Here is a 24,655-nt window from a genome sequence, read left to right as displayed (position 1 = left end):
TACGTATTTAAAATACTGAAGCGCTGCTGTTTTGCTTTGACAGGGTGGAGGTCACTCTACCTTCAATCCCCCTAACTACTTTCCGAATCCGCCTACAAATCTGCCTATCTTTGAGCCAGACTATAAAAAAGCATCTAGACAGACACAAACGTGCCTTGCTAGATGCTCAAATTTCACCCTATATTACCTTTCTTCCCTCTGCACCAGTCTCACCAAATGATCCCAAAATCGTCTTGCCGTCACAATCCCCACACCCCGGATTCCATCATGCCAGGAGTCCCCTTTGGATGGGAGGTTGCCGATGTACTCGATGTCATACACACGCTTCAGGCCGCGGACCATAGTTTGGCAGCCTGGGAAATCAGCAGCGTCTATTTTCCGCTTCTGCAGGCGGGGCGAGATGTACAGGGTTTCGTTGCCAAAGCGCAGTTCTTTATCATCTTCCTCCACCTTCTGCCGCACAATTGGCTTTACGGAAACAGCGGTATCTCCGACTAGATACCAGCCCGGCAGGTTGGAGGTGGATTTGGTGCCGCTCGGCATGTAGCGGAAGCGGACGCCTTGCTGTTCGAGCTGCTTGAAGAGTGGCTCGAGCTGCGAACCGCCAATGACCCACAGGGCACCGCCCTTGTCGCGGTGGTCAATCATTTTATAGCCCTCTTGCCGCAAGTATGCTGCGAAGTTGGCAGGTGTTGCTTCCACGGCTGGCTTTTGCTTTGAGGCTGTGCTTGCCGCAACAGCTGCTGGCTTTTCCTCGGGGGCTTTACGCTCAGCCCGGTCGAGCTTGCTTGGAATCGCTGTGGATGTCTCCATAAATTCTGCCAACGGCAGCGGGCCACGGAATATGTGATTTTCGGACCGGTACAGCACGTGCTCCTCCCCGGCTTCGTCCGCAAATACCACTGCTTCTACTTCTATCCCGGATTTCCGCAAATGGGTTGCCCGGAACGGCTTTTTGTGCAGGTACTGCTTTTGTTCCGCAACCAAGTCTGCCAATCTTTCATGATAAGTCTGCTGCGGAGCTGGTTCCTCTGGGACAAACTGCTCTTGTCTGGATGGCTGTGCTGCTTCAGCAGGCGGCAGCTTCTCCTCATACGGCATAATCCCCATCTCTTCCAGCTTGCGCCACAGTCCTTCCATGGCCCGGTCCGGGTCCTGATAGAAGTCCCGGCCGCGGACACGCCAGAAGGTCCAGCCCAGGCGCTCCAGCATATATTGCCGTTCCATGTCTTCTTCCCATTTTTCAAGCGGATGGAACTTTTCGCCGTCACATTCAACAGCGAGACGGTTCCGAAGGCCTTCCACTACAAGGTCGATTCTTCGGCCCGCCACCTTCACCTGCGGCACAACACGGAAGCCCTTCGCGCGGATGCGGCGCAGCACTTCCACTTCAAACGGCGAGTCGCAGGCTGCTTCCAGGTCCTCAATTTTCTGCTGTACACGCGCCGGATTTTGGCAGTACGCAAGGAGACGGTGACGGAGGTCATCCGTCTTTAACTCCTCCAGGCCGACGGAGTGGTACAAGCGCATTTGGTTGCGCGCGCGGCTTGCGGCTACGTTGAAGATTTGCTGGAAATTCTTCTTTGTCAGGGAAGTGAATCTGCGGTTTGGCGCAATGACCATGGACAGGAGCATAATGTCACGCTCGTCTCCCTGGAAGGCATACGCGTTGCCGCAACGGATTTTGCGTTCCAGCATGGTCCGCTCCCCGACAGCGTTGCGCAGCAGCGCTTCAATCAGCTCATGCTGCTTATTTCCCTGCAGCGTGACAATGCCGATGGTTTGGTCGGCGTAGACAGGGTCTTTCACCATCGCAACAACATCAGCCACGATGCGTTCTGCCTCCGGTGCATTGACTGCCTCTGTTCCATTTGAGCAGTAGCCATCCTCGACCCGCACAGCCAGCACCGGCGGGGTGATTATTTCGGCCTGTGTCGGCAGGCGCAGCGGAACCATTTTGCCGTGATAGCTCAAATCGTTGGAGAACTGAATGATTTCCGGCACGCAGCGGAAGTGCTCCTTCAGCATGAGGCGTCCTGCTTTCGGGAAAATCTGGTCCGCAATGTCGTACAGGGAAATCTGCAAGTCGAACAGGCGGGCATTCGGAATTCCTTGCAGGAACTGTTGGACAAGATGCGTAATGGCATCCGACTGCACCCCGATATCATACGGGCTGATCTGCTCATCATCCCCCACCACGATGACGCGTTTGGCGCGCATGAGGACAGGCAGGGACATGATGTTGCATTGGCTGCTTTCGTCCACAATCACGACATCAAACGGCTCGTTCGTAACCGGGAAGTTCTCGAGCACCTGCTGGATGGGCATAATCCAAACCGGAATGGCGGCCTGGCACTTTGCCATCTCCTTTTGCGCCTCCCGCAAGTTCATGGCGGCATTCTTGCCGGTTCCCTTGCCGTAGCGGGTAATATACGTTTTCCAGGCGGACAGGGCGCGTTTTTGCTCTTCCGTGATGCTGTCAAGCTGGTTGCGCCAGCTGGATTTGGCCACAATTTCCTCTGTCAGCCTCTGCTGGGCCAGCCGCTCCTGCTTCAGCTCCTCCGCCAATTCGTCAGCATCCAGGGAGTCGAGATCATGCAGCCAACAGTCTAGTGTTCGCAGAGACCAGGACTCTGTCCATGCCGGCATTGGCAGGTCTGCCCCCAATTGCTCTTCAATCCAAGCTGCAGTTTGCGGCGCCGCTTCCTGCAGCTTGGCAACCAGCATGGAAAGGACTGTTGCTTTCCCATGTATGCGCTGCAGGTTCTCCAGTGCTTGAGTGGCTTGTTGCCATGCGGCCGTATCTTTATGATCCCAAGCCTGCAGGAGCACCGTCCACATTTCATGGGCATCGGTCCGTTTTCCGCCCTCTGCTAATTCAGTTCGTTGCTTTTCAAAGCTTGCTTGCCACTCTGCCAGGCTAATCTGCTCGCTTGCGTGCCGGAAAGCTGCTTTCAAACTTTCATAGGTCTGAAGCTCATCCCATTTCAGGATCGGCAGCACTTCGGCACAAGCAGAACGAAATGCTTCTATTTTCTCGTGCACCGCGAATATGCGGCGAATCTGCTGCAGTTCATTGTCAATCTTGTTAATGAACGCTGCTTCTTCCGCCAGCATGCCGCCAATGGGCTCCATGCTGTTGTTCCATTTGCGGAGCAGCTTCTCTTTTTGCTCTTGGAATTGCAAGTACATTTCCAGCACATCAAATTCGGCAGCTGCAGTCACCGGCTTTTTGTTAATGACAGGCTCTTTAAACAGATACTTGACGTCCTTGCCCTTCAGCATAAAATACAACATGCCCGGCTTTCCTTGCCCGAACGCTTCTTTTGCCTTGGCAACCTGCTGCTTCAGCTCAAATAACGGCTTGGCAGGCAGGGAAATCTCATGCTCCTGCAATTCCCTGTTCATACGCAGCAAGCTTCCAATGGCTTCTTCTGTATCCCTGACAAACTCTTCCCACGTTTCCCGGCGCACACCGCCGCTTTCCACATCCTGCAAAATAGACGTGTAGGCCTTGGAGGCAAATATGTCGCGCGATGCCATAATATATTCCAGAGCTGTCAGCATGCTCGTAACATACTCCCGGTCCAGCTGAATGTTCAGGTCAAAGGCAAGGCCCTCTCCGGCAGCCTGCATCCGCTTCTCACGCTCAGCCCCATCCGCCAATAGGTCCTGGAACTCCTCTGCCGTTGGAATCCCTTCCGGCAATGCATATAACAATAAGCGGTAATCTGCGGGAGAAAGCTCGCCCCGAAGCTGCCACAGCTGCTGGAATTCCTGCGCTGACAACGGCATGTCCGCACTTGCCGGCAGATCATCCTGTATCCAGTCGAAAGGAACCGTATTCTCGCGGAGCAGCCGGGCTGCATCAGCACGCAGGATTTGTTTGCCTTCCCAATGCAAGGTTTCCTGCTCCCGCAGCTCATACTGCTTCAGCTTGGTTTGCGCCGCTGCTTCCCGGCGCTTGCTGGCATCCAACTGTGCTTTCGCCGTCTCAATCTCTCTTCCCAGTCTGTCGATGTCCATACTGCCGAGGTTTTCGGAGATGGCCTGTACAGACTTCTCCACCTCCCGCAGGGAATCACGGCTTCCGCCCAATACAGGCACACACAGGCTTTGAATATCCTGAGGAATTTTATCGCGCAATACGCGCAGCGGGCTCTCCTTCTGGCTCGTGATCAGCACCTTTTTTCCATGTGCCAGCAGGTGGGACACAAGGTTGGCAATGGTATGCGACTTCCCTGTTCCCGGCGGCCCTTGCACACTTACACCGTAGGATCTGGCAATGCGGCGGGCAATCTCCCTTTGGTCTTCATTGGCCGGCATCGGGAAATATAACTCATGCCCTACTCCCTCCCATTCATGGCTGTTTCCTGCATCATGGGCTGTGCTCTCGCCGACCAAGGAACGGATGGAAGCAGGCGGGAATAGTTCGCCGCTTTGGGTCTTTTCTAAAATTTGCTGCAGGTCTTTTTTCAGCACACGCTGGTTCTTTTCGCGCAGCATGAATAAGCAGCGGTTAAACAACTGCGGCGTCTGCCGGATCGACACATCGTCATTTGGGACATACTTCCCCTCCGCATCCAACAGATGAATAAACTTCACGAAATCCTGTTCCAGCTCCGTAAACGCGGCAGCATTTGGTTCTAGTTCCCGCCAGGCATCAGCCATATCTTGAATTTTCGTGGCATTTGGAATCGGATAGCCACTCAATGCTTCCAGTTCTGTCTGTATGCCGCCTGCGGACGGTTTAATGAGAAAGGCTCCTTGGTCCGCGGAGAATTCCAGTTCCATTCTGACTGTCAGTACGGGATGTTCAATTGCTTCTGTTTTTCTCCACGTCAAAATGCCCGCGCCAAACACTAGCTCCAGACGTTCTCCTTCCCGTTCAAAGCGTTGATACAGCCTAAAGAAGTCATCGTAAATCTTTTTGGCCTTCTGCTTTTTGGCAAGCTCTTCTTTCCAGGACTGCCACTCCTCCAGCCAGTCGGCATACAAGGCAGCCCGGTCTTCCTTCTCCGCAAAAAGCTCTCCGTCCTGCTCGTCTTTCACTCGGATGACAGCCTTTTTATAGTCCTTCGGGTCGTCCGCCAGCCATCCGGCCAATTCCAGCGGATAGGGCGGTGGCGTTTCTTCTTCGCTTGAAATATAAACCTTGCGTACCTCCAGCCAAACCTCCTCCTGTTCACTTTGAAACAGGCTGCAGTTCTCGGCCTCCTCTATTTCGGTATCCAGCAAGGTAAAATCATATTCCTGATAGCGGCGGATTACCTTGCTTCCCAAATCATTCACAGCAATCAAATATTGAAACAAACGCTCAACCTTGCCAGCGCTCATCGACTCACCCCATTTTGTTCTTCTGGACGCATGTATTTCTATTTCATTATATCGAGACTTATAAGCGCAAATCATTTTACAGGTTTCTGACAGTTTTATGTGTCAAAATTCGTCGAATGACAACTGTCAATTTATGAAAAATATTCCCTTTGTTCACAAATTGACAGTAAGACTGCCTACTTATGTCCCACTCCTAGCTTCCGGCTGCCTTGCTCTTCTTGTTCACTGCCGGCTGGGCCTTTGCTTTCCCTGTTGGCGCCTTGCGGGTAAGAGATTGTCCCTCTTTTTTCTTAGCCGCTGGCTTTCGTCCGCGTTTTGCCGCCGGACGGCTTTCCGTAACCTGCTTCTTCCGTATACCCGATAACAGACCGTATATCAGCACCGGAACAGGAAGAAAGCCAATGATGTCCTGCCAGGAAGCCTGCCTGATAGAAGGAAGCAGCAGCCATAGGAGTGCGGCCAGCGCACTTAAAGCCATCAGCATGCCCGTCCGCCGCCTGTAGACCAAGGCTGTGCATCCAATTAGGATGCCGGTTCCTGCAAGCCCTTTTGAGATGCTGTCATTTGAAAATATAAGAGCGGAACCAAAAAAACCGGCGAGGAAGAGAAGAGAGACTATGTTGCGCCAGTTTCTTTGTTCCTTTTGTTTTTGCTTTCCTTTTTGTTTCATAACGATCACCCTCTATGTTGCATCCAGCTATTATGTATATCTTCACAATCTCATTGTAACTTGTCCGCCGTCCTTTATAAATCAGATTAATAGAAGACTCTTTATATCCAACCATAAAAATCAAGCGATGCTATCCGCAATGAGTCTTTTCATTTTCTTATTTACACAACAAAACCTTATTTCCCCTCTCCCATATGATCGACGATATATTTCTTCTTATAGTAATGAAACAGGAACAAGACCTTAACGGGCTCTGTTGTCACATGCCCATTTACTGTATAGGTCTTGTTTTCAGTATTTACACAATTTCCATTCACTTTCTCCATAATTTTCAGGTGCACCGTTGCTGTGTAAGATCCACCGCTTATATGTTGGACAGACGAACCATCGCCTGTGACATACGGGAACGTTTCTAAGGAAATATAGCCCTGATTCTCATCATAGCTCAATCCCACTGCTTTTCTGAAATTTTCTATGTAATACTCCATACTGGACTTTGCAAAATACTTTTTATCATGGTGATAAGAATCGTGCACAGTCTGCAGGATATACTTCTCTGTTTCTTCCTTTACAAAGCTCTTATAGCGCTCACTTTGGAAATCGTTCGAAACGACCTTCACTTCATTGCCGTTCTCAACCGTTCTACTGCCTTCCGTAGGCTTTTCACTCTCAAATACCCAGAAAAACCACAGGGCTCCTGCAAGAAGGAGAAGGATGATTGCAATGATCTTTGTGTATCCACTTGACTGTTTTGGCGGTGCTTGTTGCGGAATTTCTTCTACAAATGCTGTATACTTCTTTCCCATCGTCAGCTACACTCCTATATGTCTGTGTTGGGGCAGATGAATCCGCCGATTCTTTGTGCCGGTTACCCTTTTAGCCTTTCATATATTTGTAGTCTAGTAGTGATTCAAAAACACATAAAAAAATCCCCGCCCCTCTTTTCTGCTGGTTCAGCTTGGAATTTATTAGTTTATATTACCAATGGTATACATACGATTGTACCATATTTCCACTTTCATCAGACCCCATTTGCGGGTTATGATGAGGCTGTAAACCACCTTTTCCTACGCACCCGCTTCACAATATCATGTGCCCTTGCACTCCGTTGCAACATCACAAGGAAACATTATTCTACCAGTATCCTCCTTCTTGTTATTCCCATGTTACATATAACATTGCTTACTAGAAATTCCACTCTATATACATGATTTTTGCCCCAATTAACATTTAAATATTTTATTATTAGGTATATAATTATTTCGAAAGCAACTTATCCTTCTCCTGATAAAGGCAAAGCACTCGAAAGAATGTGACGCAAAGCTACAGGGGCTAACGTGGGTTTCACCAGGCCAGCCAGCTGCCGCAATTAAAAAATAATCCGGGTCAGGGGATTCATTTTGTATTTGAGAGGGGAATTTGTAATGAAGAAGAAATGGATGACTGCCGCCTTATCATCTATGTTTCTGCTGGCGGCTGCACCGGCTGCACATGCTGCATCCACCCAAACAGCAGCTCCATCCGGCAACCAACAACGGGTCTTGGTTGTGTTTAAGGATCGAGCAGATGAAACGCTGATTACCAATAAGAAGGGGCATGTCCGCAAAAAACTGAAAAATCTGCCTGTGGTCACAGCCACCGTGCCTGCATCAGCGCTGGACGGATTGAAAAAGAATCCAAAGGTACAATCCGTTGAACAGGACGTGAAGGTGACAGTGAAGTCACAAACAACTAGCTGGGGCATCAGTGATGTACAGGCCCCTGCAGCATGGTCCAATGGTTATACAGGCAAGGGAGTCAACGTTGCCGTAGTGGATACAGGCATTGCGCCTCACGGGGATTTGAAAATTGCCGGAGGGACAAGCGTTGTCGGCTACACCTCTTCCTATGCGGATGATAACGGCCACGGAACACACGTAGCCGGCATTATCGGAGCATTGAACAACAGCACCGGAGTCGTCGGGGTCGCACCGGATGTGAACTTATATGCTGTGAAAGCATTGGATTCAGATGGGTCCGGCTATCTGTCAGATATCATCGCCGGCATTGACTGGGCCATTACGAACCATATGGATATTGTGAACCTGTCGCTTGGCTCCTCCACGGACAGCTATGCTCTTCATCAGGAAATCGATAAAGCCTATAAAAGCGGCGTTCTTGTTGTTGCCGCAGCGGGAAATGATGGCGGGTCCGGCACTGCAGATACGGTTGAGTATCCGGCCAAATACAGCTCCGCCATTGCTGTGTCTGCTGTTGATTCCAATAATCGAATTGCCTCTTTCTCTTCGAGAGGGAACGAAGTCGAAGTCGCTGCACCTGGTGTGAATATCTTGAGCACGTATTTAAATAATTCGTATGCCGGCATGAGCGGCACTTCCATGGCTACACCTATGGTGGCCGGACGGTTGGCCTTGCTGAAGCAAGCCAATCCGACTGCATCCGCTGCCGATTTACGAAGCCTGCTTGATCAGCAGGTCCATGATTTGGGCGCAGCCGGAAGGGACACATTATACGGGTATGGACTCATTCAAGCGGACGGGGCAACACCCCAGCCAACAGCAGCACAGCCTGCCCCAGTCCTATCATCTGCCACAGCTACAAAGCTTATGACTGGCAAAGCAAGCTACTTCGCCAGAGAAACCGTTACAATGACTGCACATGTAGTCAACCAAGACGGGGCGCCTGTGTCCGGAGCTGCCGTCCAGGCAATCATTACTACGCCAAGGGGAAGCAAGCTGACAGGAAAAGCGATGACCAATTCCAATGGCCAAGTCGTGTTTAAGTTTCTCACAAGCAGATACTCGGTGAAAGGCACATATCAGGTGCAGGCAAATACCAGCTTAACCGGCTATACAGGCAGTTCTGCCTCTGTCTCCTTCCAATTGAAATAGAAAACCAGCTTAAACAAATAGGTGCAGCCTAAAACAGGCTTGCACCTATTTGTTTTGCATACGGAAGAGCAAAACGGAAAAGAAGCGATGTATTCTGTCTATTCCTTGTCCACTGGGGCAAGGATATGATCCTTATATGTATCAATGTATATACTACCGTTTGCAGCCAGAACTGCATACATGACGTCCCGCTTCTGCAATTTACGTTTCTCAAGCTCCGATTGCAGCCATCCATGGGAAAGATTGTTTTGCCTTAAATTTTGTTCAATGACCTCGCCATCCATAATGAGCTCAATGGGCAGCCTGTGCTCCGGCATAGTCAGCATGAGCAGGTCCTGCATGGTAGGCTGCCTGTATTGCGGCTTCTTGAGGACGGTCAGCTGCCCGCTTGTTTCTATAATGGCATACAAAACCTCTTCAATATTGAACACATCTTTTTCCCGCAGCTGTTGGTTTAAGTAATCAATGGTGTAACGCATCTTTCTCATATTACCTTCCAAGACCTTGCCATTCTGTATGACAATCGTCGGGTCCCCGGCAAAAAATTTTCTTCCCCTTCTGCTGTTTAAGGAAATAACGGCAATCAGGAATATGACGGTAACCAGTATCCCATATGCCAGGATTGCGTGATGCACTTTTACCGACATATTAAATGCTAAATTCGCAACAATGGCCCCCAATGAAATGGAGCCGATAAAATCAAACATAGTCATTTGGGAAATCGTATGCTTCCCCAGTATGCGCGCGCTCATTAATAAAATGATTACGGAAGCCACCGTTCTAAGCGCAACCTCATAATGCTCCGGCATTGCCGCACCTCTGTTCTGCCCTTAATTTCCCCCTATTCTTATCTTCCTCCTTCATTTATTTCCCAAAAGCAAACAGGCTAAGCGCAGACAGCTGTCATATGTGCTCCATTACTCCTGATGCAGCGGCAGCTGCACCTCAATGGTGGTTCCATGCTGGTGTTTGCTTGTGATATGCACTTCCCCGGAGTGATTTTCAATAATTTTCTTGCTGATCATAAAGCCGAGCCCGGTCCCGTTCTCTTTTGTTGTATAGAATGGCTGTCCAAGCTTGGCGAGCACTTCCTCAGACATGCCCACTCCTTGGTCGATAAAGCAAATGCTGATTTGATCCGGGCCCAACCGCTTCACCTGGATGACCAATCTGCCGCCCCGCGGCATGGCTTCAATGGCGTTTTTAATATAATTGATAAATACCTGCTTCAGCTGGTTTTCATCGCAGGAGATATAGGTAAAGCCCGGCTGAAACTGGGTGACAATTTCTACATTGTTCAGGATGGCCTGTGTGTCCAGAAGGGTGATGACCTGCGCCAGCAGGACTTTGATATCCTTACGCTCAAACTTGGCCGCCTGCGGCTTTGCCAGCAGCAGCAGTTCACTGAGAATCTGCTCAATCCTCTCAATCTCTGAAACCATAATATCAAAATACTCCTCCCGCTCGCCAAGGCCTGAGCGGATGAGCTGGATAAATCCTTTAATGGCTGTAATCGGATTGCGGATTTCGTGTGCAATCCCGGCTGCCAGTTGGCCGGCTACAGACAGCTTCTCTGTGTTTTGCAGCAGCAGCTGGGATTTCTTCCATTCTGTTATATCCCTGATGGAAGCGGACCAGCCGTCGATATCTCCCTTTTCATCTTGAATTGGCGACAAGGTCAGAATGACATCCAAGAGAGTGCCGTCCTTTCTCATGCGGCGTGTCTCTACACCCGATAAGAGATGGCCCTCTCTTACACTCGCCTCCAGGTCTTTCATTTCCTCTTCCTGTTCGGGCGGAATGGTCGGCAGCTTGTGCAGGTGGATGCCCACCATCTCCTCTTTGCGCCAGCCAAATATACGCTCAAAGGCTGGGTTCACCTGCAGAATTGTTCCCTGTAAGTCAAGAACCAGAATGGCATCCGCATTGTTTTCAATAAAGGATTCCAGCTGTTGCGTTCTTGCCTTGAGGGATGCTTCCGCCCTTTTCCTTGGTGTAATATCCCGGCATATGCCTGTAATACCGATGACAGTCCCTGCCTCATTCAGGATTGGGGAAAGCGTGGCGCTGATATTAAGCAGGCTGCCATCCCTCCTTTGCCGGATCGTTTCTAAGTCAACAATACGCCCGCCCGCCTTCACTCTTCGGCGCATTTCCCCTTCGGTTTCTTTCGCAGAATCCGGGATTGTGGGCAGTTCTTTCCCTATGACCTCCGCCGCAGACCATTGATACATGGCTTCAAAGGTCTCATTCACCTCCACCACCTGTTCCTCCATGTCCATGATCCAGATGGCATCCGCATTGTTCCGCACCAGAGACTGCAGGCTTTCCTTTGTTTTCCGCAGCTCCTGCTCCGCCAGCTTGCGGTCTGTAATGTTCTTGGCGATGCCATACACTCCGGCCACCTTCCCGTTTACAAGAATTGGGATATTGATCATATCAGCATGAACCAGCGAACCATCCTTATGGATTACCCTCATCTCATATCTCTGCGTTGTCCCGCCTGCAGCCAGCCTATAATGCCGCTTTGCCTTCTCCACATCCCCTTGGGACACCAGCCGGATAAAGGACAGCTGCTGCAATTCCTCTCTGCTGTATCCCAGCAGCTGCTCCATCGCCGTATTGGCATTCATATAGTTTCCGTGTAAATCAAAGCAGCAGATTGCATCGGGATTATGGATGAATAAAGATTGATAATGTCCTTCCCGTTCTGACATTGCCGCCTGCTCCTTTGTTACATCCCAAAAGTATATGCTCAGGCCATCTGGAGACGGGTGCATCCGGATGTAAAGCCATGCCTGCAGGGGCGGAAAAAAGCCGCTGTAAACACCAGGCTGCTGCTTCTCCATAGCTGCTTTATAACATTCATGGAATGAAGCCTCCGGAAACATCTCCCGGATATGCCGCCCCATCCATTCCTCCCGGCTGCGGGACAGGAGACGGGATGCCTCCGCATTTATATACGTGCAATTGCCTTGGCAGTCCAGTGCCAAGAATGCGTCCTGAATTCGATCCAGCATTTCGTGAGCATCTACTGCCGGTGTCTTCATGTGAATTCCCCCTATTGAATTGCTCGCTATATAGATTTTGGATGGAAATGAATCAGATATGTAATTCTAATTATTTAAAACAAAAAGCCAAAATAGGAAGATCGTCAAAGCTCCCTATTTTGGCTTATGCCATAGCGTAATTCGCATTGTCTATCTCATCTTCCAAAATATATGTACGATGTTGAATTGAAAACTCTTTACCTGCACAGACCATGGCATCCATCCATGAAATCCACTCTTATCATAATAAAAATATCCAATAATTTCAATAAGATTGGAGAACACGTGAACATTCTTATTTCTCGACGGACTGTTGAAGGCGGGGTTATATATATATATCAGCTGGAAGCCAACAGAAGCTTTTGAATATAAGCAGCTGTGCCAGCAAGCTTCTGAGAAAGAACTTTGGAAGGGGGCCGGATTCCTGCAATTGCGCATGACGCATGAGAGCTCGAACAGATACAAAAAAGAGGATAACCCGAAAGTCTGCCGGCGGACTTTCGGGTTATCCTCTTCATACATCAGCTATAGCTCTTGCTGTACATCGTGTACTTCTCAACCTTCTCCAAATCCACCTCATAGCCGATTCCCAGCCCAGTCGGCACGGTGATGGTCCCGTTTTGCACCGTAACCTCCGGATGAATGAGGTCCTCCGCCCAGTACAGGGCAGAAGCCGCCGTATCGCCCGGCAGGACGAAGTTTGGCAGGGAGGTGATGGCGATATTGTGTGCCCGCCCGACGCCGGATTCCAGCATGCCCCCGCACCAGAGCGGAATGCCGTGCTCCTGGCAAAGGTCATGAATCTTGCGGGACTGTGTCAAGCCGCCGACACGGCCGATTTTGATGTTGATGATTTGGCAGCTGCCAAGCTTCAATGCTTTGCGCGCATCCTCCAGAGAGTGAATGCTCTCATCGAGGCAAATCGGCGTTTTCAGCCTTGCCTGCAGCTCGGCATGGTCAATGATATCGTTGTAAGCCAGCGGCTGTTCGATCATCATGAGATTATAGGCATCCAGTGCCGCCAACCGGTCGATGTCCTCTAATGTATAAGCCGAGTTCGCATCAGCCATGAGCGGAATGTCCGGATATACCTGCCGCACGCGGTCAATCAGTTCCAGATCCCAGCCCGGCTTGATTTTCAGCTTAAAGCGCTTATAGCCTTCCTGCAAGCGCGCTTCAATGACCTCCAGCGTTTCTTCAATAGAGTCCTTAATGCCGATGCTGACGCCGACATCAATGGTTTTCTTCGTCCCGCCGAGCGCACTGGCAAGAGACATATTCTGCTGCTTGGCATACAAATCCCAAACAGCGCCTTCTATTGCCGCCTTCGCCATATAGTTGCCGCGGATGTGGGCAAAGAGCTGTTCTGAAATGTCATCCGGGTGATGGATCTCATGCCCCAGCACAAGTGGAATCAGATAGTCCTCCAGGATATGCCAATTTGTTTTCACCGTTTCTTCATTATAGAGAGGATCAAGCATGGCGACCGATTCCGCCCAGCCGGAGGTGCCGTCCTCTCCCACTGCTTCCACAAGAATAAAATCCTTGTCATATTCCGTTCCGAAGCTGGTCGTGAACGGATGCAGCAGATCCAGCTTCACATGCCGCAAAATGACTTGTTTGATTTTCATGCCATATACCCCTTTCCCTTATCGCACCTGCTTCGAAAGCACGTAAAACTGCACCGGAACGTCTGCTTGGCTGTTCTTCTTGAAGTCCGTAACCTGCCAGCCCTGCCGGAACAAATCCTGGAATACTTGTCTTGTGGCCATTCTCCACTGGATGGCAGCTTCCAGATCAGTCTCCCGGATGGTCCGGTAATCCTTCGGCACAGCAACGAATACCATCTTCTCTTCGGGCACAGGAAGAACAGCGGAAGGCACAGGCTGCCCCGCCCCGTTTCTCTCCCAGCGAAGTAAAGATTGATCCAGCAGGACGTCAAGCCCGATTTCCGGCCCTCTGTCCGTCTGTTCCTCGGCAATACGCCATTCTACAAGAAACCGGTCGGAGGCGATGCCCTTATTTAACAAATCCTCCATCTCGCCATAGCAGTTCTCGATATACGTCGAACAGGCGCCGCCGAGCTTCGCGATGTTCAAATAGCCATTAATGCTTTCAAGCGGATCATACGTCCAAGTGATGAGAGAATAGCCAAGCTTGCGAGCTTCCTCGCGCTGGGCCCACTTCAGCTTCTCCCCGATGCCCCGACTCCGGAACGCCGGGTCAGTGGCCAGAATGTGGGAGCACAGATAGACGGATGTCCCATTAAAGCCCGGAAAGCTGTATTGAAAGGCAACAAGCCGTTCTCCGGCATAAGCGCCCAGCACCAGGCCGCCATTTTTCACTGCGGTGATCGTCTGATGGGTCGGAACAGAATCTTCCCCTCCCCAAATATCACTTTCCAGCTGTCTTACTTCCTCCAGCTCCTCAATCTTGTGGAGAGAGCGAATTTGGATTTCTTCATGTTTCATAGCTGCCTCCTATTCCCTGCTGAGATCAGCCTGCTCCAGCGGAACGAGCTTCGTCCGCTTGACAATCTTATACCCAAGATACGCGAGAAGGAACAACGGCAGACCGATGTAGGAAACCAAAACGCCGTTCCAGTCAACTTTCGAGCCGAAGAAAGCGCCATAGTTCTGTCCCAGGATGGCGGCTGTACATAGAACTGTAGCCAAAATTGGGCCGAATGGGAACCATTTTGCCACATACGGCAGCTCGCTCAACTCTCTTCCTTGTGCCAGGAATGCCTTACGGAAGCGGTAATGTGCGATGGAAATGCCAAGCCAGGAAATGAAGCCGGCCAAGCCTGCCGCATTCAGCAGCCAGGAATATACCACACCGTCGCCAAACAAGGACGTCAGGAAGGCTGCCATTCCGATCAGCGTGGACACGTACAGGGCATTCATTGGAATACCGCCTTTGTTCACCTTTTTCAGGAAAGCCGGTGCCTTTCCCTCCTTCGCCAGCATCCAAAGCACACGGGATGCCGCATACATGGCGGAGTTGCCCGCTGATAAAACAGATGTCAGGATGACTGCGTTCATGACAGAAGCCGCAAACGCAAGACCCGCATTTTTAAAGACCAGCGTAAACGGACTGACTGCAATATTGGACACATCCGAGCTCAGCAGGTGCGGGTCTTTGTAGCTGACCAGGCAGCCGATGACGAAAATCGCCAGTACGTAAAACAGGAGCAGCCGCCAGAAGATTTGTTTAACCGCTCTTGGCATGTCCTTTTCAGGATTCTCACTTTCGCCTGCAGTAATCCCGACAAGCTCTGTTCCCTGGAAGGAGAACCCGACAATCATGAAGACACTGATAATAGATAAGAAGCCGCCATGAAACGGGGCATCTCCCTCTGTCAGATTGCGAAAGCCGCCTGTATGGCCGTTCATAATGCCGAAAATCATCAGTAAGCTGATTGCGATAAAGATAATGATGGTGGCTACTTTAATGATGGAAAACCAAAACTCAGATTCTCCATAGCCTTTGACCGATAAAATATTCAGGCTGAAAATGAGCACTAAAAAGATGGCGCTCCACAGAATGCCCGGCACATCCGGAAGCCAATATTTCATGATCAGCGCGGAGGCTGATAATTCCAGCGCGACAATAATCGCGTTGTTATACCAATAGTTCCAGCCAATCGCAAATCCCAGGGCAGGATCGACAAATCTGGAAGTATATGTGCTGAAGGAACCGGATGTCGGCATAAATGCCGCCATTTCCCCCAGGCTTGTCATCAGGAAAAACACCATCAGCCCCGCAATCAAATAGGCTGCGAGCGCTCCGCCCGGCCCTGCAGCGGCAATGGTGGAGCCGCTTGCCAAAAATAATCCTGTTCCAATTGTACCGCCAATGGCAATCATAGATAAATGTCTTGTTTTCAGTTTTCGCTCGAGACGGTGTTCGCCGGAAACCGTCTCAGCATACACTTCTGTGGCGCGCTTTGCACTTTGCATGCTATTTCTTCTCTCCTTATCATGTAGTATTTATTCCTGTGCAGCCAACAGCATGGTCTGCGCCAAAATTTTTGCGCCGTCAACGAGCGCCTCTCTATTGAAGCTCATATGCGGATGATGAAGGCCTGGCGCCAGACCGCAGCCAAGCCCGACCATTGTCGCCGCAATGCTTGGTGTTGTGGAGGTGTAATAATGAAAGTCTTCCGCACCTTGTGACACGCACGGAGGCGCTGCCTGCCCGTTCCCCAGAATATCGGCAATGGCTGCCGCAGCGAAAGCCATTGCTTTTTCATTTATGGTGGCTGCAGGCACGTATTCGTTCATGGACCAGGAAATGGCCGCGCCTGTTTCACGCATCGTTTCCTCCATGGCTTCTGCCGCCAACTGCTGTAATTCGCTCATGACTTCATTCGTCTGCGCTCTGACATCAATAGTAAAGGCTGCTGTCTCCGGAATGATGTTCGATGACTCATTTTCCGTCCGCAGCTGCGTCATTTTAATAGAGTATGGCACATCTGTCTCGAGCTGGATATGCTTCAGCTTCTGCACCAGCAAAGCCGCCGCCTCAATCGCGTTGATTCCGTCCTGCGGGCGGGCGGCATGGGCTTGCAGTCCTTTGACCATGCCCCTGATGGTTCCGGCTGCGCCGTGAATAATGACCGGGGCTGCCTGTCCGTCCGAAACCTCCATATGAGGGCGGACATGGACGCCGAATAGATAAGAAACATTCTCCAATGCCCCTTCCTGTACCATGCGCAGCGCCCCTTCCCCCTTCTCCTCAGCAGGCTGAAAAATGAAACGGAGCGTGTGTGCGGGCTGTATGCCGCTTGCGGCAATAGCCAATGCCGCATATAACACCATCGTACTGTGGGCGTCGTGCCCGCAGGAATGGTTCGGCTTGATGACTCCGTCCACCTCCTGCACAAGAGCATCCATGTCTGCCCGCAGTGCAATCACTGTATCTGTACGGCCCGGGATTTCCGCAATCATTCCATAGTGATCCGGAAATGTTTGTACGGCAAATCCTGCCTGGCGCAAGCGATCAGCAATATAGCGGGAGGTTTCCTTCTCCTCCCAGCTCGGCTCGGCCAAGGCATGCAGATCTTGATATGTTTGCAGCAAGACTTCCCGCTGCTCTTCAATATATTGAATTGGATCCATATTCACCATACCTCTTTCTACACTTTACTCGGCAAATACTTCATAGCCGGAATACAGCTTCTCCAGCTTCTGCTGGTAGGCTTGTACTCGATGCTGATCTCTTTCATGAATACCGGCAATCACCAAATCCAAGAGACTGATGACAGATGCCATGGAGTTTCTCCCGCTTTCCGCATGCTCTTCCGTCGTCAACACGATATCAGAAATGCGGCCTACCGGAGAAAGCAGACGGTCCGTCACAGAAATGAGGCAAATGCCCTGTTCCTTCGTGCATTCGGCAATTTTCAGCGTTTCATTGGCATAGCGCGGGAAAGAGAAAATAACAACAACTGATTGATCAGTCAAGCTGCAGAGTTTTTCATAAAAATCCCCTGCCGGCGAGCAAAGGCGCACATGCTCCCGCAGCGCTCCCAGTGTATAAGAAAACCAATAGGCAGCCGCATGAGAAATGCGATGCCCGGCAATCAGCACCTGATCAGCTCCAACCAGAGCATCAACTGCCTTCCATATATCCCGTACAGTCGTGCGATTCAACAAATGCCGTAAAATATGAATCTCACTTTCTATTACCTTTGCAAACGGGTCTTCCTCACGTAACTGCAGTGCCGCATGGGATATATCTGTTTGCTGCAGCAGCTGCCTCTGAATGATATGCTGCATTTCACTGAACCCATCAAAGCCTAGCGCATATGAAAAGCGGATTACGGTTGTCTCGCTTACTTTTGCCTTCTGTCCAATTTGAAAGGCGGTAATAAATGCCGCTTCTTCCAGGTGTTCCACCATATAGGCAGCCACCTTCTTTTGTCCCGCTGAAAGCTGGGGAAACTTTTCTTTTGCTATCGTTTGAAAGAGAAGCTGTTTCATTCTCATATCCCTTTCTCGCCTGAAGTGTAAACTTCACTTTTTTATGCTTGTGAAGCCTGCACTTCACCCATACATACACTACCACAATTAGACGAAAAAGAAAATCATTCTTTTCATTTTTATGCTCTTTTATGTATTTTCTCTCTATCCGCCAAAAAGACCACGGATTTCCATCACCCGCGGCCCGTCTCTCCTTCGTTTATTCCCTTATCTGACAGCCCACCCTCAGATACAGCCATTGGCATGTAGTAAAAACGCGGTGCTTTCCTCTGCGCTGAGCGGCTTGCTGTAGTAATAGCCTTGTGCGTGATAGCAGCCGTTCCCAATCAGAAATTCAGCCTGTTCCTTTGTTTCCACCCCTTCCGCGATGACAGACATATTCATCACCCTCGCCAATCCGATCATCGTTGCCACAATGCCTTGCCCTTCCTCTCCCTCTGCAATGAGAGAAATAAACTCCCTCGGAATTTTCAAGGTATCGACGGGGAACCGCGTGAGATAAGAAAGGGAGGAATATCCTGTCCCAAAATCATCGATAGAGATATGGAATTGATGCTCCTTCAACCGCCTTAATGTATGCAGGGTCTGCTCTTCATTTCCCATGGCAATCCGTTCCGTTAACTCTACATCGATATAATGAGAACATGACTCTAAGCCCACCTCTTTCAGAATGGACGTCAGCTGCTCTGTCATATCCAAGCTCTTGAATTGCTTGGCAGACAGGTTCACCCCCATTTTCAAATCTGTATATCCAGCATCCGCCCACTGCTTCATTTGCCTGCCGGCCGTTCGAAACACACATTCTTCAAGGAGCAGAATTTTGTTTGTTTCCTCTGCAATCAGTATAAATTCGGCAGGTGAAATAAAGCCCAGCTCAGGATGATTCCAGCGAACAAGCGCCTCAAAGCCGATTACCCGGCCCGTCCTCATATCCACTTGCGGCTGATATACGACAAAGATGGCACCGCTTCTGACTGCCTCATCCAGCTCCGCCTCCAGCCGGCGCTTGCGCTTCACTTTAGCACCCAGCTCCTTTGTATAGAAGGCATACTCCTTTGTCCCTTCCTTACTATCGTACATGGCCAAATCAGCATGCTGCAGGAGGGTAACGGCGTCTTTGCCCGCTTCCGGGTAACAGGCGATTCCAATGCTGGTTGTAATCTGCAGGGTGTGATGAGAGATTTTAATTGGCTCCTTTATGGCGGATGCGATATCTGCCACAAATGCTGCAAGCTCCTCACCCGACGGAGATCCTTGTATGAGGCAGAGGAACTCATCCCCTCCAAGACGCGAAAGCACAGTGGATGGGGCAGCAAGCCGCTGCAATCGTTGGGCCACCTCAATGAGCACAAGATCGCCGGTGGAATGCCCCCATGTATCATTCACATGCTTGAATTGATTCAGGTCCAAAAACAACAGTGCAAAGTGCTCCCCTGTCTGTTCCGCCCGTTCAATGGCTTGCTTCAATTGAAGCATAAACGAAGAGCGATTCAGCAAATCCGTAAGCGTATCACGGTAAGCCAGGTACTTAATTCTCCGTTCCGCTTCCCGTTCCTCGGTCACATCTCTTACAATATTATACACACCTGTTATCCGGCCGTTTGTAATAATGGGAACAAAGGTCAGGTTTAAAATACGCAGCCTGCCATCTCCGCGGTAGGTGCTTTGTATTTCTAAAGCCGTGGAGGAGCCTTCCTGAATTGCCACTCGAAACGCGTGCCTTATTTTTTTCTCATCATCAGGAGAAACCTCCTGAACAAACTGTTTCCCATCTCTCTTCCCAAACAGATAGCGTCCGGCATGATTCGTGTCAATCCAATTCCCTTCTGTATCAACTGTCAAAATAGCATCAGGATGATAGGTGTATAGGGATTCGAATTCTTGCTTGCTTTCCTCGAGCTCCTTTGTGCGGTCCGCGATACGCTCTTCTAAGTCATGATTTAAAAGGCGGAGGTTTTGCGATAATACTTCAATTTCCTTTCTTAACAGGCGTTGGCGCAATATAATAAGCGCCAGCTCTAGCAAGAGTGCTGCGACGAATATAGGAGATTTCTCATAGTACAGAATCGTAGCAACACCAAGTATGAGGAGCCCGCCAACACTAGTCATTCTCTGCAGCCTCTGCGATACCCTTGTCTCTGATGCTTGCACCCTCTGCTCCATCACAGCAGGCGATAGCGCGCCGGCAAGGGCAATCAGCAGCAGAGCCACTTGGTAAAACCCGCCTGCCCGATCGGCAGGGATACTGGATCCGGCGATGGTCAAATACTCATATGAAACATCTGTAAGCGCATAGATGCCAAAAGCAACAGCCAATATGTACATGATTTTCTTCGTTAACCAAACACGGGAGCGGATCAGCAGGGATATGCTTATGGTCACAAGCCAAATATCCTCTGTCAAATACAGCACTTGCACAAACTGTACGGCTGCATTGAATTCCTCCTGACGCAAAATCGGCTGAATGACAAGCACATAGTCAAGCGTCACAACCACTGTCGCTGAAATAGCAACATCACAATACAACAGCCGCTTTTGTATTGATGAATATCCACGCGTTAAACCGGATGTATACGCAAAAATACAGCATCCTGCAAAGCATATATAGAAAAGGTCGGAAGCCATGGTGGCTTTTCCGCTCCAGCCTGGTGTACTGAAATGAAATATCCAAACCAAATCTCCGAGCAAGTAAAGCAAAGACCCGACCCCGGCATACAGCCAAAAAGTTTGAGAGTTGCCCTGCGCGCGCCGGTATGTGCCGAACAAAGAAAAGACAGCTGCCATATCAGCCGCTGCGTACCAATATTTCAGTCCGTATGCCCGCAGCCAAGACTCCTGTCCTACACCATATACAATCCCGAAGTACACAATGAGATATACGGTTAAAACGGACAGCAATAAAACAGACCGTCTCATACCGGTTGTATTTGTCATACAAGTCCACCTATGAAAGGAAATTTACGAGCACAGTCATCCCCAGGAACGGGGCCCTGCATTCGTTCTTGATATTATGCCCCATTTCTGTTCTCTGCATGTTTATATGGTTGAATTCCCTTACAGTCTAAAATAGCGCAGACACAAGAGAATCCCTCTAATCTCTTTACATCGCATACGCCGCAAAAAAGAAAGCAAACTAAAGTACAGATGGGTGTCATCCATCAGCTTGAATCGGAGGTGAACATCATGGCAAAGAATAAGGATAAGCAATTTAAGGGCAAGAAAAACGCCGGTTCCCAGAATACGGAGTTCGCAGGGGAAACCGGACTGGAGCAGTTGGCTGTAAAAGCACAAAAAGGAAAAAGCAAATAAGAGGTTCCGTCCGTCATGCAGACCGTCATCAGGCGGTCTTTTCCTTTTCGCTTCACTGTCTGTGCTCTTAGAGAGCTGTTTTGCGCAGGAAGAGAAGCGCCGCCACAAAAAAAGCGGCCGACTCCTTATAAGGAGTTGACCGCAAACCTGCCGTCCCTTACCGCTTGGGCTCCGCCTCGTACACATCTGCGTGCCACGGCTCCTGCAGCAGGCTGGACACACCTGCGACAAAGGCTTGAAAATGCGGCGTTTCCCCGTGAAACTTCACAGCTGCAGCATCCTGCCAAGCCTCCACAAATACAACCTGGCCGGGCTGATTTGGGTCCTCATAGAAGCGGTAGCTCATGCAGCCCGCTTCCGCTTGGGATGCAGATGCAACCCCGTTGGCCAGCTCCAGAAACTCTTCGCGCTTTTCTTGTTTTACATTCATATAAGCATGAATGATAATCATTGCAGACGCCTCCTTCATCATCATCAGTGAATTGCTTTCAGCTTGTACACTTCTCTCGTTTCAATCAGATCTGCAATTTGGTTGCGATACTCCTGGTAATGTGCGGATTGCATATGACTGGCAAACGCAGCATCATCTTTCCAAATTTCATACAGCACAAAAGCGGACTCTTCACTTTCATGGAGCTTGTATTGCACACAGCCGGTCTCTTCTTGCGAAGCAGCCTGCACCTTCTGCAGCTCCAGCAGCAGCTGCTCCCGGCAGCCTTCCTTCGGCTTCAAAATTGCGGTCACAATGATTTCCACGCTGTCCCTCCTATGTATGTCCTATGATTCTATTATAAGAGGACACCCGCTTGTATTGCAAAAATTCCGAATGTATTTATAACTCATAAGAATCATGTCAGATTTTCTGACAAGAAAGGAGAAACCTTCTTGCTGCTCCAGTATACTGAAACTAACCCCTTCACCAGTCAACTGTTAGCTTGCCAAGCATGTGTACAACTGTTCCCAAGCCATAGAAAAACCGCCTTTCTTCCACGGAGGCGGTTTTTCTATGGCTCATCCCTCTAGGCTTCTACTGTGTAATACCAACCGCGCGCCTTCAGCCATGCCTCAAACTCAGCCAGCGCAGCCGGATTCAAGCCGCCGGTACGCGCATAGGGTGCTTTCCCTCCGCCATCATATTGGATGACCGTATACCAGCCTTTGGACGTTAGAAATTGGTGCAGCTCACGAAGGCCGCCTTCTCCAAGACCGCCGGTCACAACATAACGAATTTCATCAGCCAAATGCTTCACCTCCTGTTCTATCGTACGCAGCGGCTCTCTAAAATGACACGGACAATCCGCTCTGCTGGAAATGCGACATCCCGCTTTCTCTTTCTGATATACTAAACAAAGAAAAGGGATATGGGAAAGCGAGGAATTACCGTGAAAAGATTGCAATTTGTATGGATAAGTTTGCTGATTTGTATGGTGCTGGCCGGCTGCAGTTCAAGCAAACAGCCTGAACAGGCGCAAGCCAATCAAGGCAAGCAGACAACAACACAAACAAATCAAAATAAGCAAACCGAACAGCAGCAGACGGCAAGTGTATTGCCTTCCAAGCCCGCCAACACCCTCCCAGTAAAGGTGCTTCGCACAGTGGACGGCGATACCTTGAAGGTCAGCTATCAGGGAAAAGAGGAAACCGTGCGCCTCATCCTGGTGGACACACCGGAGACAGTGAAACCGAATACACCGGTGCAGCCATTTGGCAAGGAAGCAAGCGACTTTACAAAGGCGCAGCTGACAGGACAAACCGTGGAGCTGGAGCTGGATGCGCAGGAGCGCGACCAGTATGGGCGCCTGCTCGCTTATGTATGGTACAAAGGAAGCCTGTACAACGCGCAGCTGCTGGAAAAGGGCTATGCCCGCGTTGCGGTGTTCCCGCCGAATACAAAATATGTCGACCAGTTCCGGCACATTCAAAAGAAGGCGCAGGACGCACAGCTTGGGATCTGGAGCATTGAAAACTATGTCACGGACCGGGGCTTCCAGGCAAGGGCAGGTGAAGCACAGACTCCGAAGGACAATGGAGGCCAAACTGCGAAGCCCAATACTGGTTCAGACTGCAGCATCAAAGGCAATATCAACAGCAAAGGCGAGAAGATTTACCACCTGCCGGGACAGCAATTTTACGACAAAACAAATCCGGAGCGCCTCTTCTGCACAGAAGAGGAAGCGAAAGCTGCCGGTTACCGCAAGTCACTGAGGTAGGCATAAAGCAAAAACAGGCAGATACGAATTGTCGGATCTGCCTGTTTTTATACACACGCTTTTAACGCTTCATCGTTTTCCAGCTTTCCACACTGTGCACCGCAACTCCGCCAAAGCTGCCCACCTTCGTGTACGCACGCTTCAGTGCATCCAGTTCACGGTTCATTTGGGCTTCTCCCTCCTCAGCAAAGGTAAGATAGTCTCCCTCTGCGGAGAAGGCAGTTTCCACCCCTATTTCAAGCGGCTTCTTGTACTTTACAGCTGTGTCCATTTCATGTTTCACCAGATCGCGGATGGCGGCAGCGGAATCCCGGTACGCCATAATGGTTACGCTGTCTGTCTGGCGGATGACCCAATCGGCAAGCCAGCCCTTGCCATAGCTGTTGCTGTAGGAAATCTCATCGAACCAGAAGGGCATGTCCACTTCCAGCGGCAATCGCAGGGAGGCTGCATTGCTTTTCGCTTTTGCCAGAAGAGCTTGGTAGGCCTGAACTGTCTCATCCCGATTGTTTGTCCATCCGCTGTATAAGTACGGCTCCACATCCAGATGGATGCCGGAAAATTTTTGGCGTGCTGTCGCTGTTTTTTGATAATCAGCGAGCCAATCCATCAGCTGCTGCCGGCCGCTATCCCCTGCATCCACCCAATCCGGCGATCCGTCCAGGGCATAGACCCGAATCCCCTTGCTGCCAGCCTTCTCAATAAACATATGATATGTTGACGCCGGGATGCGCTGGTCAATTTGTACATATACTGTATTTACCTGTTTACTCACTAAAAATGCAACTGTTCCGGATGCATCCGCAGCCATTGCTTGCGAATCCCACAGCCACGTTGCCTTGCCCGGAACGGATGCTGCTTCCCCGGATACACCCGCACTGCTGAACGCGATAAAAGCGCTCAGCAGGACAGCTGTCACCTTTTGCTTCATCATGACCATACTCCTCCCTCTGTGGGCCAAGGCTCACAAAAGGAGAGCCCGGCAACCTGACGACCATACGCTGCGTAGCAGCGGTTAGGCTCATGGCTTTGCGTCCTTCCCTTTCGGTGAAGTTTGCCTTTATCAGACTTTTTCTTTCATTATACTATTTTAATATAAAAATTGTCCATTTCCACTTTTTAGGCTTTCACTACATAATACCAGCCAAGCGACTTCAGCCAAGCTTCTGCTTCCGCCCGCATGGAAGGAGTTAAACCGCCA

The 24,655-nt window shown here is 50.2% G+C and carries 18 protein-coding genes and 2 riboswitches; of the genes, 3 read left to right on the top strand and 15 right to left on the bottom strand.

Annotated features, from left to right (window positions below):
* Positions 1–183: 183 nt before the first annotated feature.
* From NK662_RS10645 to NK662_RS10635, 3 genes are all read right to left on the bottom strand, one after another.
* Positions 184–5,337, bottom strand: coding sequence for a PDDEXK-like endonuclease domain-containing protein (locus NK662_RS10645; protein WP_254758899.1), 5,154 nt, complete (start codon positions 5,335–5,337; stop codon positions 184–186).
* A 193-nt stretch (positions 5,338–5,530) separates the two neighbouring features.
* Entirely contained in the window at positions 5,531–5,821 is a 291-nt protein-coding gene (locus NK662_RS10640) for a hypothetical protein (RefSeq protein WP_254758898.1), read from the bottom strand.
* Positions 5,822–6,183: 362 nt separating this feature from the next.
* A complete protein-coding gene (locus NK662_RS10635; protein WP_254758897.1) occupies positions 6,184–6,813 on the bottom strand; it encodes a hypothetical protein in 630 nt (209 codons plus the stop codon).
* 476 nt (positions 6,814–7,289) lie between these two features.
* Positions 7,290–7,375, top strand: a riboswitch (cyclic di-GMP riboswitch).
* Between the two features lie 56 nt (positions 7,376–7,431).
* On the opposite strand from NK662_RS10635, the gene NK662_RS10630 reads away from it, so the two are divergent.
* On the top strand, positions 7,432–8,898 hold the full coding sequence (locus tag NK662_RS10630; RefSeq protein WP_254758896.1) for a S8 family serine peptidase: 1,467 nt from the start codon (positions 7,432–7,434) through the stop codon (positions 8,896–8,898).
* Between the two features lie 98 nt (positions 8,899–8,996).
* Here NK662_RS10630 and NK662_RS10625 read toward each other — a convergent pair whose 3' ends face one another.
* The 8 genes from NK662_RS10625 to NK662_RS10590 all read right to left on the bottom strand — a co-directional run bounded on the left by NK662_RS10625 (position 8,997) and on the right by NK662_RS10590 (position 20,869).
* On the bottom strand, positions 8,997–9,707 hold the full coding sequence (locus tag NK662_RS10625; RefSeq protein ID WP_254758895.1) for a DUF421 domain-containing protein: 711 nt from the start codon (positions 9,705–9,707) through the stop codon (positions 8,997–8,999).
* A 108-nt stretch (positions 9,708–9,815) separates the two neighbouring features.
* Complete coding sequence (locus NK662_RS10620) at positions 9,816–11,948, bottom strand: PAS domain S-box protein (protein ID WP_254758894.1); 2,133 nt, start codon at positions 11,946–11,948, stop codon at positions 9,816–9,818.
* Positions 11,949–12,469: 521 nt separating this feature from the next.
* Complete coding sequence (gene menC / locus NK662_RS10615) at positions 12,470–13,579, bottom strand: o-succinylbenzoate synthase (RefSeq protein WP_254758893.1); 1,110 nt, start codon at positions 13,577–13,579, stop codon at positions 12,470–12,472.
* Positions 13,580–13,597: 18 nt separating this feature from the next.
* The gene (locus tag NK662_RS10610; RefSeq protein ID WP_254758892.1) at positions 13,598–14,419 is read right to left on the bottom strand and encodes a GNAT family N-acetyltransferase; all 822 of its coding nucleotides are present in this window, start codon (positions 14,417–14,419) and stop codon (positions 13,598–13,600) included.
* 9 nt (positions 14,420–14,428) lie between these two features.
* The gene (locus NK662_RS10605; protein WP_279664249.1) at positions 14,429–15,910 is read right to left on the bottom strand and encodes an amino acid permease; all 1,482 of its coding nucleotides are present in this window, start codon (positions 15,908–15,910) and stop codon (positions 14,429–14,431) included.
* Positions 15,911–15,940: 30 nt separating this feature from the next.
* Positions 15,941–17,071, bottom strand: a complete 1,131-nt coding sequence (locus tag NK662_RS10600) for an amidohydrolase (RefSeq protein WP_254758891.1) — start codon at positions 17,069–17,071, stop codon at positions 15,941–15,943.
* 24 nt (positions 17,072–17,095) lie between these two features.
* Positions 17,096–17,935: a MurR/RpiR family transcriptional regulator gene (locus NK662_RS10595; RefSeq protein ID WP_254758890.1), complete on the bottom strand. Its 840-nt coding sequence runs from the start codon at positions 17,933–17,935 to the stop codon at positions 17,096–17,098.
* A 225-nt stretch (positions 17,936–18,160) separates the two neighbouring features.
* A complete protein-coding gene (locus tag NK662_RS10590; protein ID WP_254758889.1) occupies positions 18,161–20,869 on the bottom strand; it encodes a putative bifunctional diguanylate cyclase/phosphodiesterase in 2,709 nt (902 codons plus the stop codon).
* Positions 20,870–21,118: 249 nt separating this feature from the next.
* Between NK662_RS10590 and NK662_RS23575 the strand changes: the two genes are divergently transcribed.
* Positions 21,119–21,244, top strand: coding sequence for a hypothetical protein (locus NK662_RS23575; RefSeq protein WP_279664246.1), 126 nt, complete (start codon positions 21,119–21,121; stop codon positions 21,242–21,244).
* Positions 21,245–21,401: 157 nt separating this feature from the next.
* On the opposite strand, the gene NK662_RS10585 is transcribed toward NK662_RS23575, so the two are convergent.
* The 3 genes from NK662_RS10585 to NK662_RS10575 all read right to left on the bottom strand — a co-directional run bounded on the left by NK662_RS10585 (position 21,402) and on the right by NK662_RS10575 (position 22,485).
* The gene (locus tag NK662_RS10585; protein ID WP_254758888.1) at positions 21,402–21,695 is read right to left on the bottom strand and encodes a putative quinol monooxygenase; all 294 of its coding nucleotides are present in this window, start codon (positions 21,693–21,695) and stop codon (positions 21,402–21,404) included.
* A gap of 23 nt (positions 21,696–21,718) precedes the next feature.
* Complete coding sequence (locus NK662_RS10580) at positions 21,719–22,000, bottom strand: putative quinol monooxygenase (protein WP_254758887.1); 282 nt, start codon at positions 21,998–22,000, stop codon at positions 21,719–21,721.
* Between the two features lie 263 nt (positions 22,001–22,263).
* Complete coding sequence (locus tag NK662_RS10575) at positions 22,264–22,485, bottom strand: hypothetical protein (RefSeq protein WP_254758886.1); 222 nt, start codon at positions 22,483–22,485, stop codon at positions 22,264–22,266.
* 141 nt (positions 22,486–22,626) lie between these two features.
* Between NK662_RS10575 and NK662_RS10570 the strand changes: the two genes are divergently transcribed.
* A complete protein-coding gene (locus NK662_RS10570; protein ID WP_254758885.1) occupies positions 22,627–23,454 on the top strand; it encodes a thermonuclease family protein in 828 nt (275 codons plus the stop codon).
* A gap of 61 nt (positions 23,455–23,515) precedes the next feature.
* Here NK662_RS10570 and NK662_RS10565 read toward each other — a convergent pair whose 3' ends face one another.
* Positions 23,516–24,388 carry an amidase gene (locus tag NK662_RS10565; protein WP_254758884.1) on the bottom strand — a complete coding sequence of 291 codons (873 nt, stop codon included), beginning with the start codon at positions 24,386–24,388 and terminating at the stop codon, positions 23,516–23,518.
* Positions 24,389–24,432: 44 nt separating this feature from the next.
* Positions 24,433–24,523, bottom strand: a riboswitch (cyclic di-GMP riboswitch).
* Positions 24,524–24,655: the final 132 nt, after the last annotated feature.

This window comes from Ectobacillus ponti (genome assembly GCF_024294785.1).
GTDB classification, from domain to species: domain Bacteria; phylum Bacillota; class Bacilli; order Bacillales; family Bacillaceae_G; genus Ectobacillus; species Ectobacillus ponti.
Note: the sequence above shows the minus strand (reverse complement) of the source record. Positions and strands in the feature narration are given on the sequence as shown.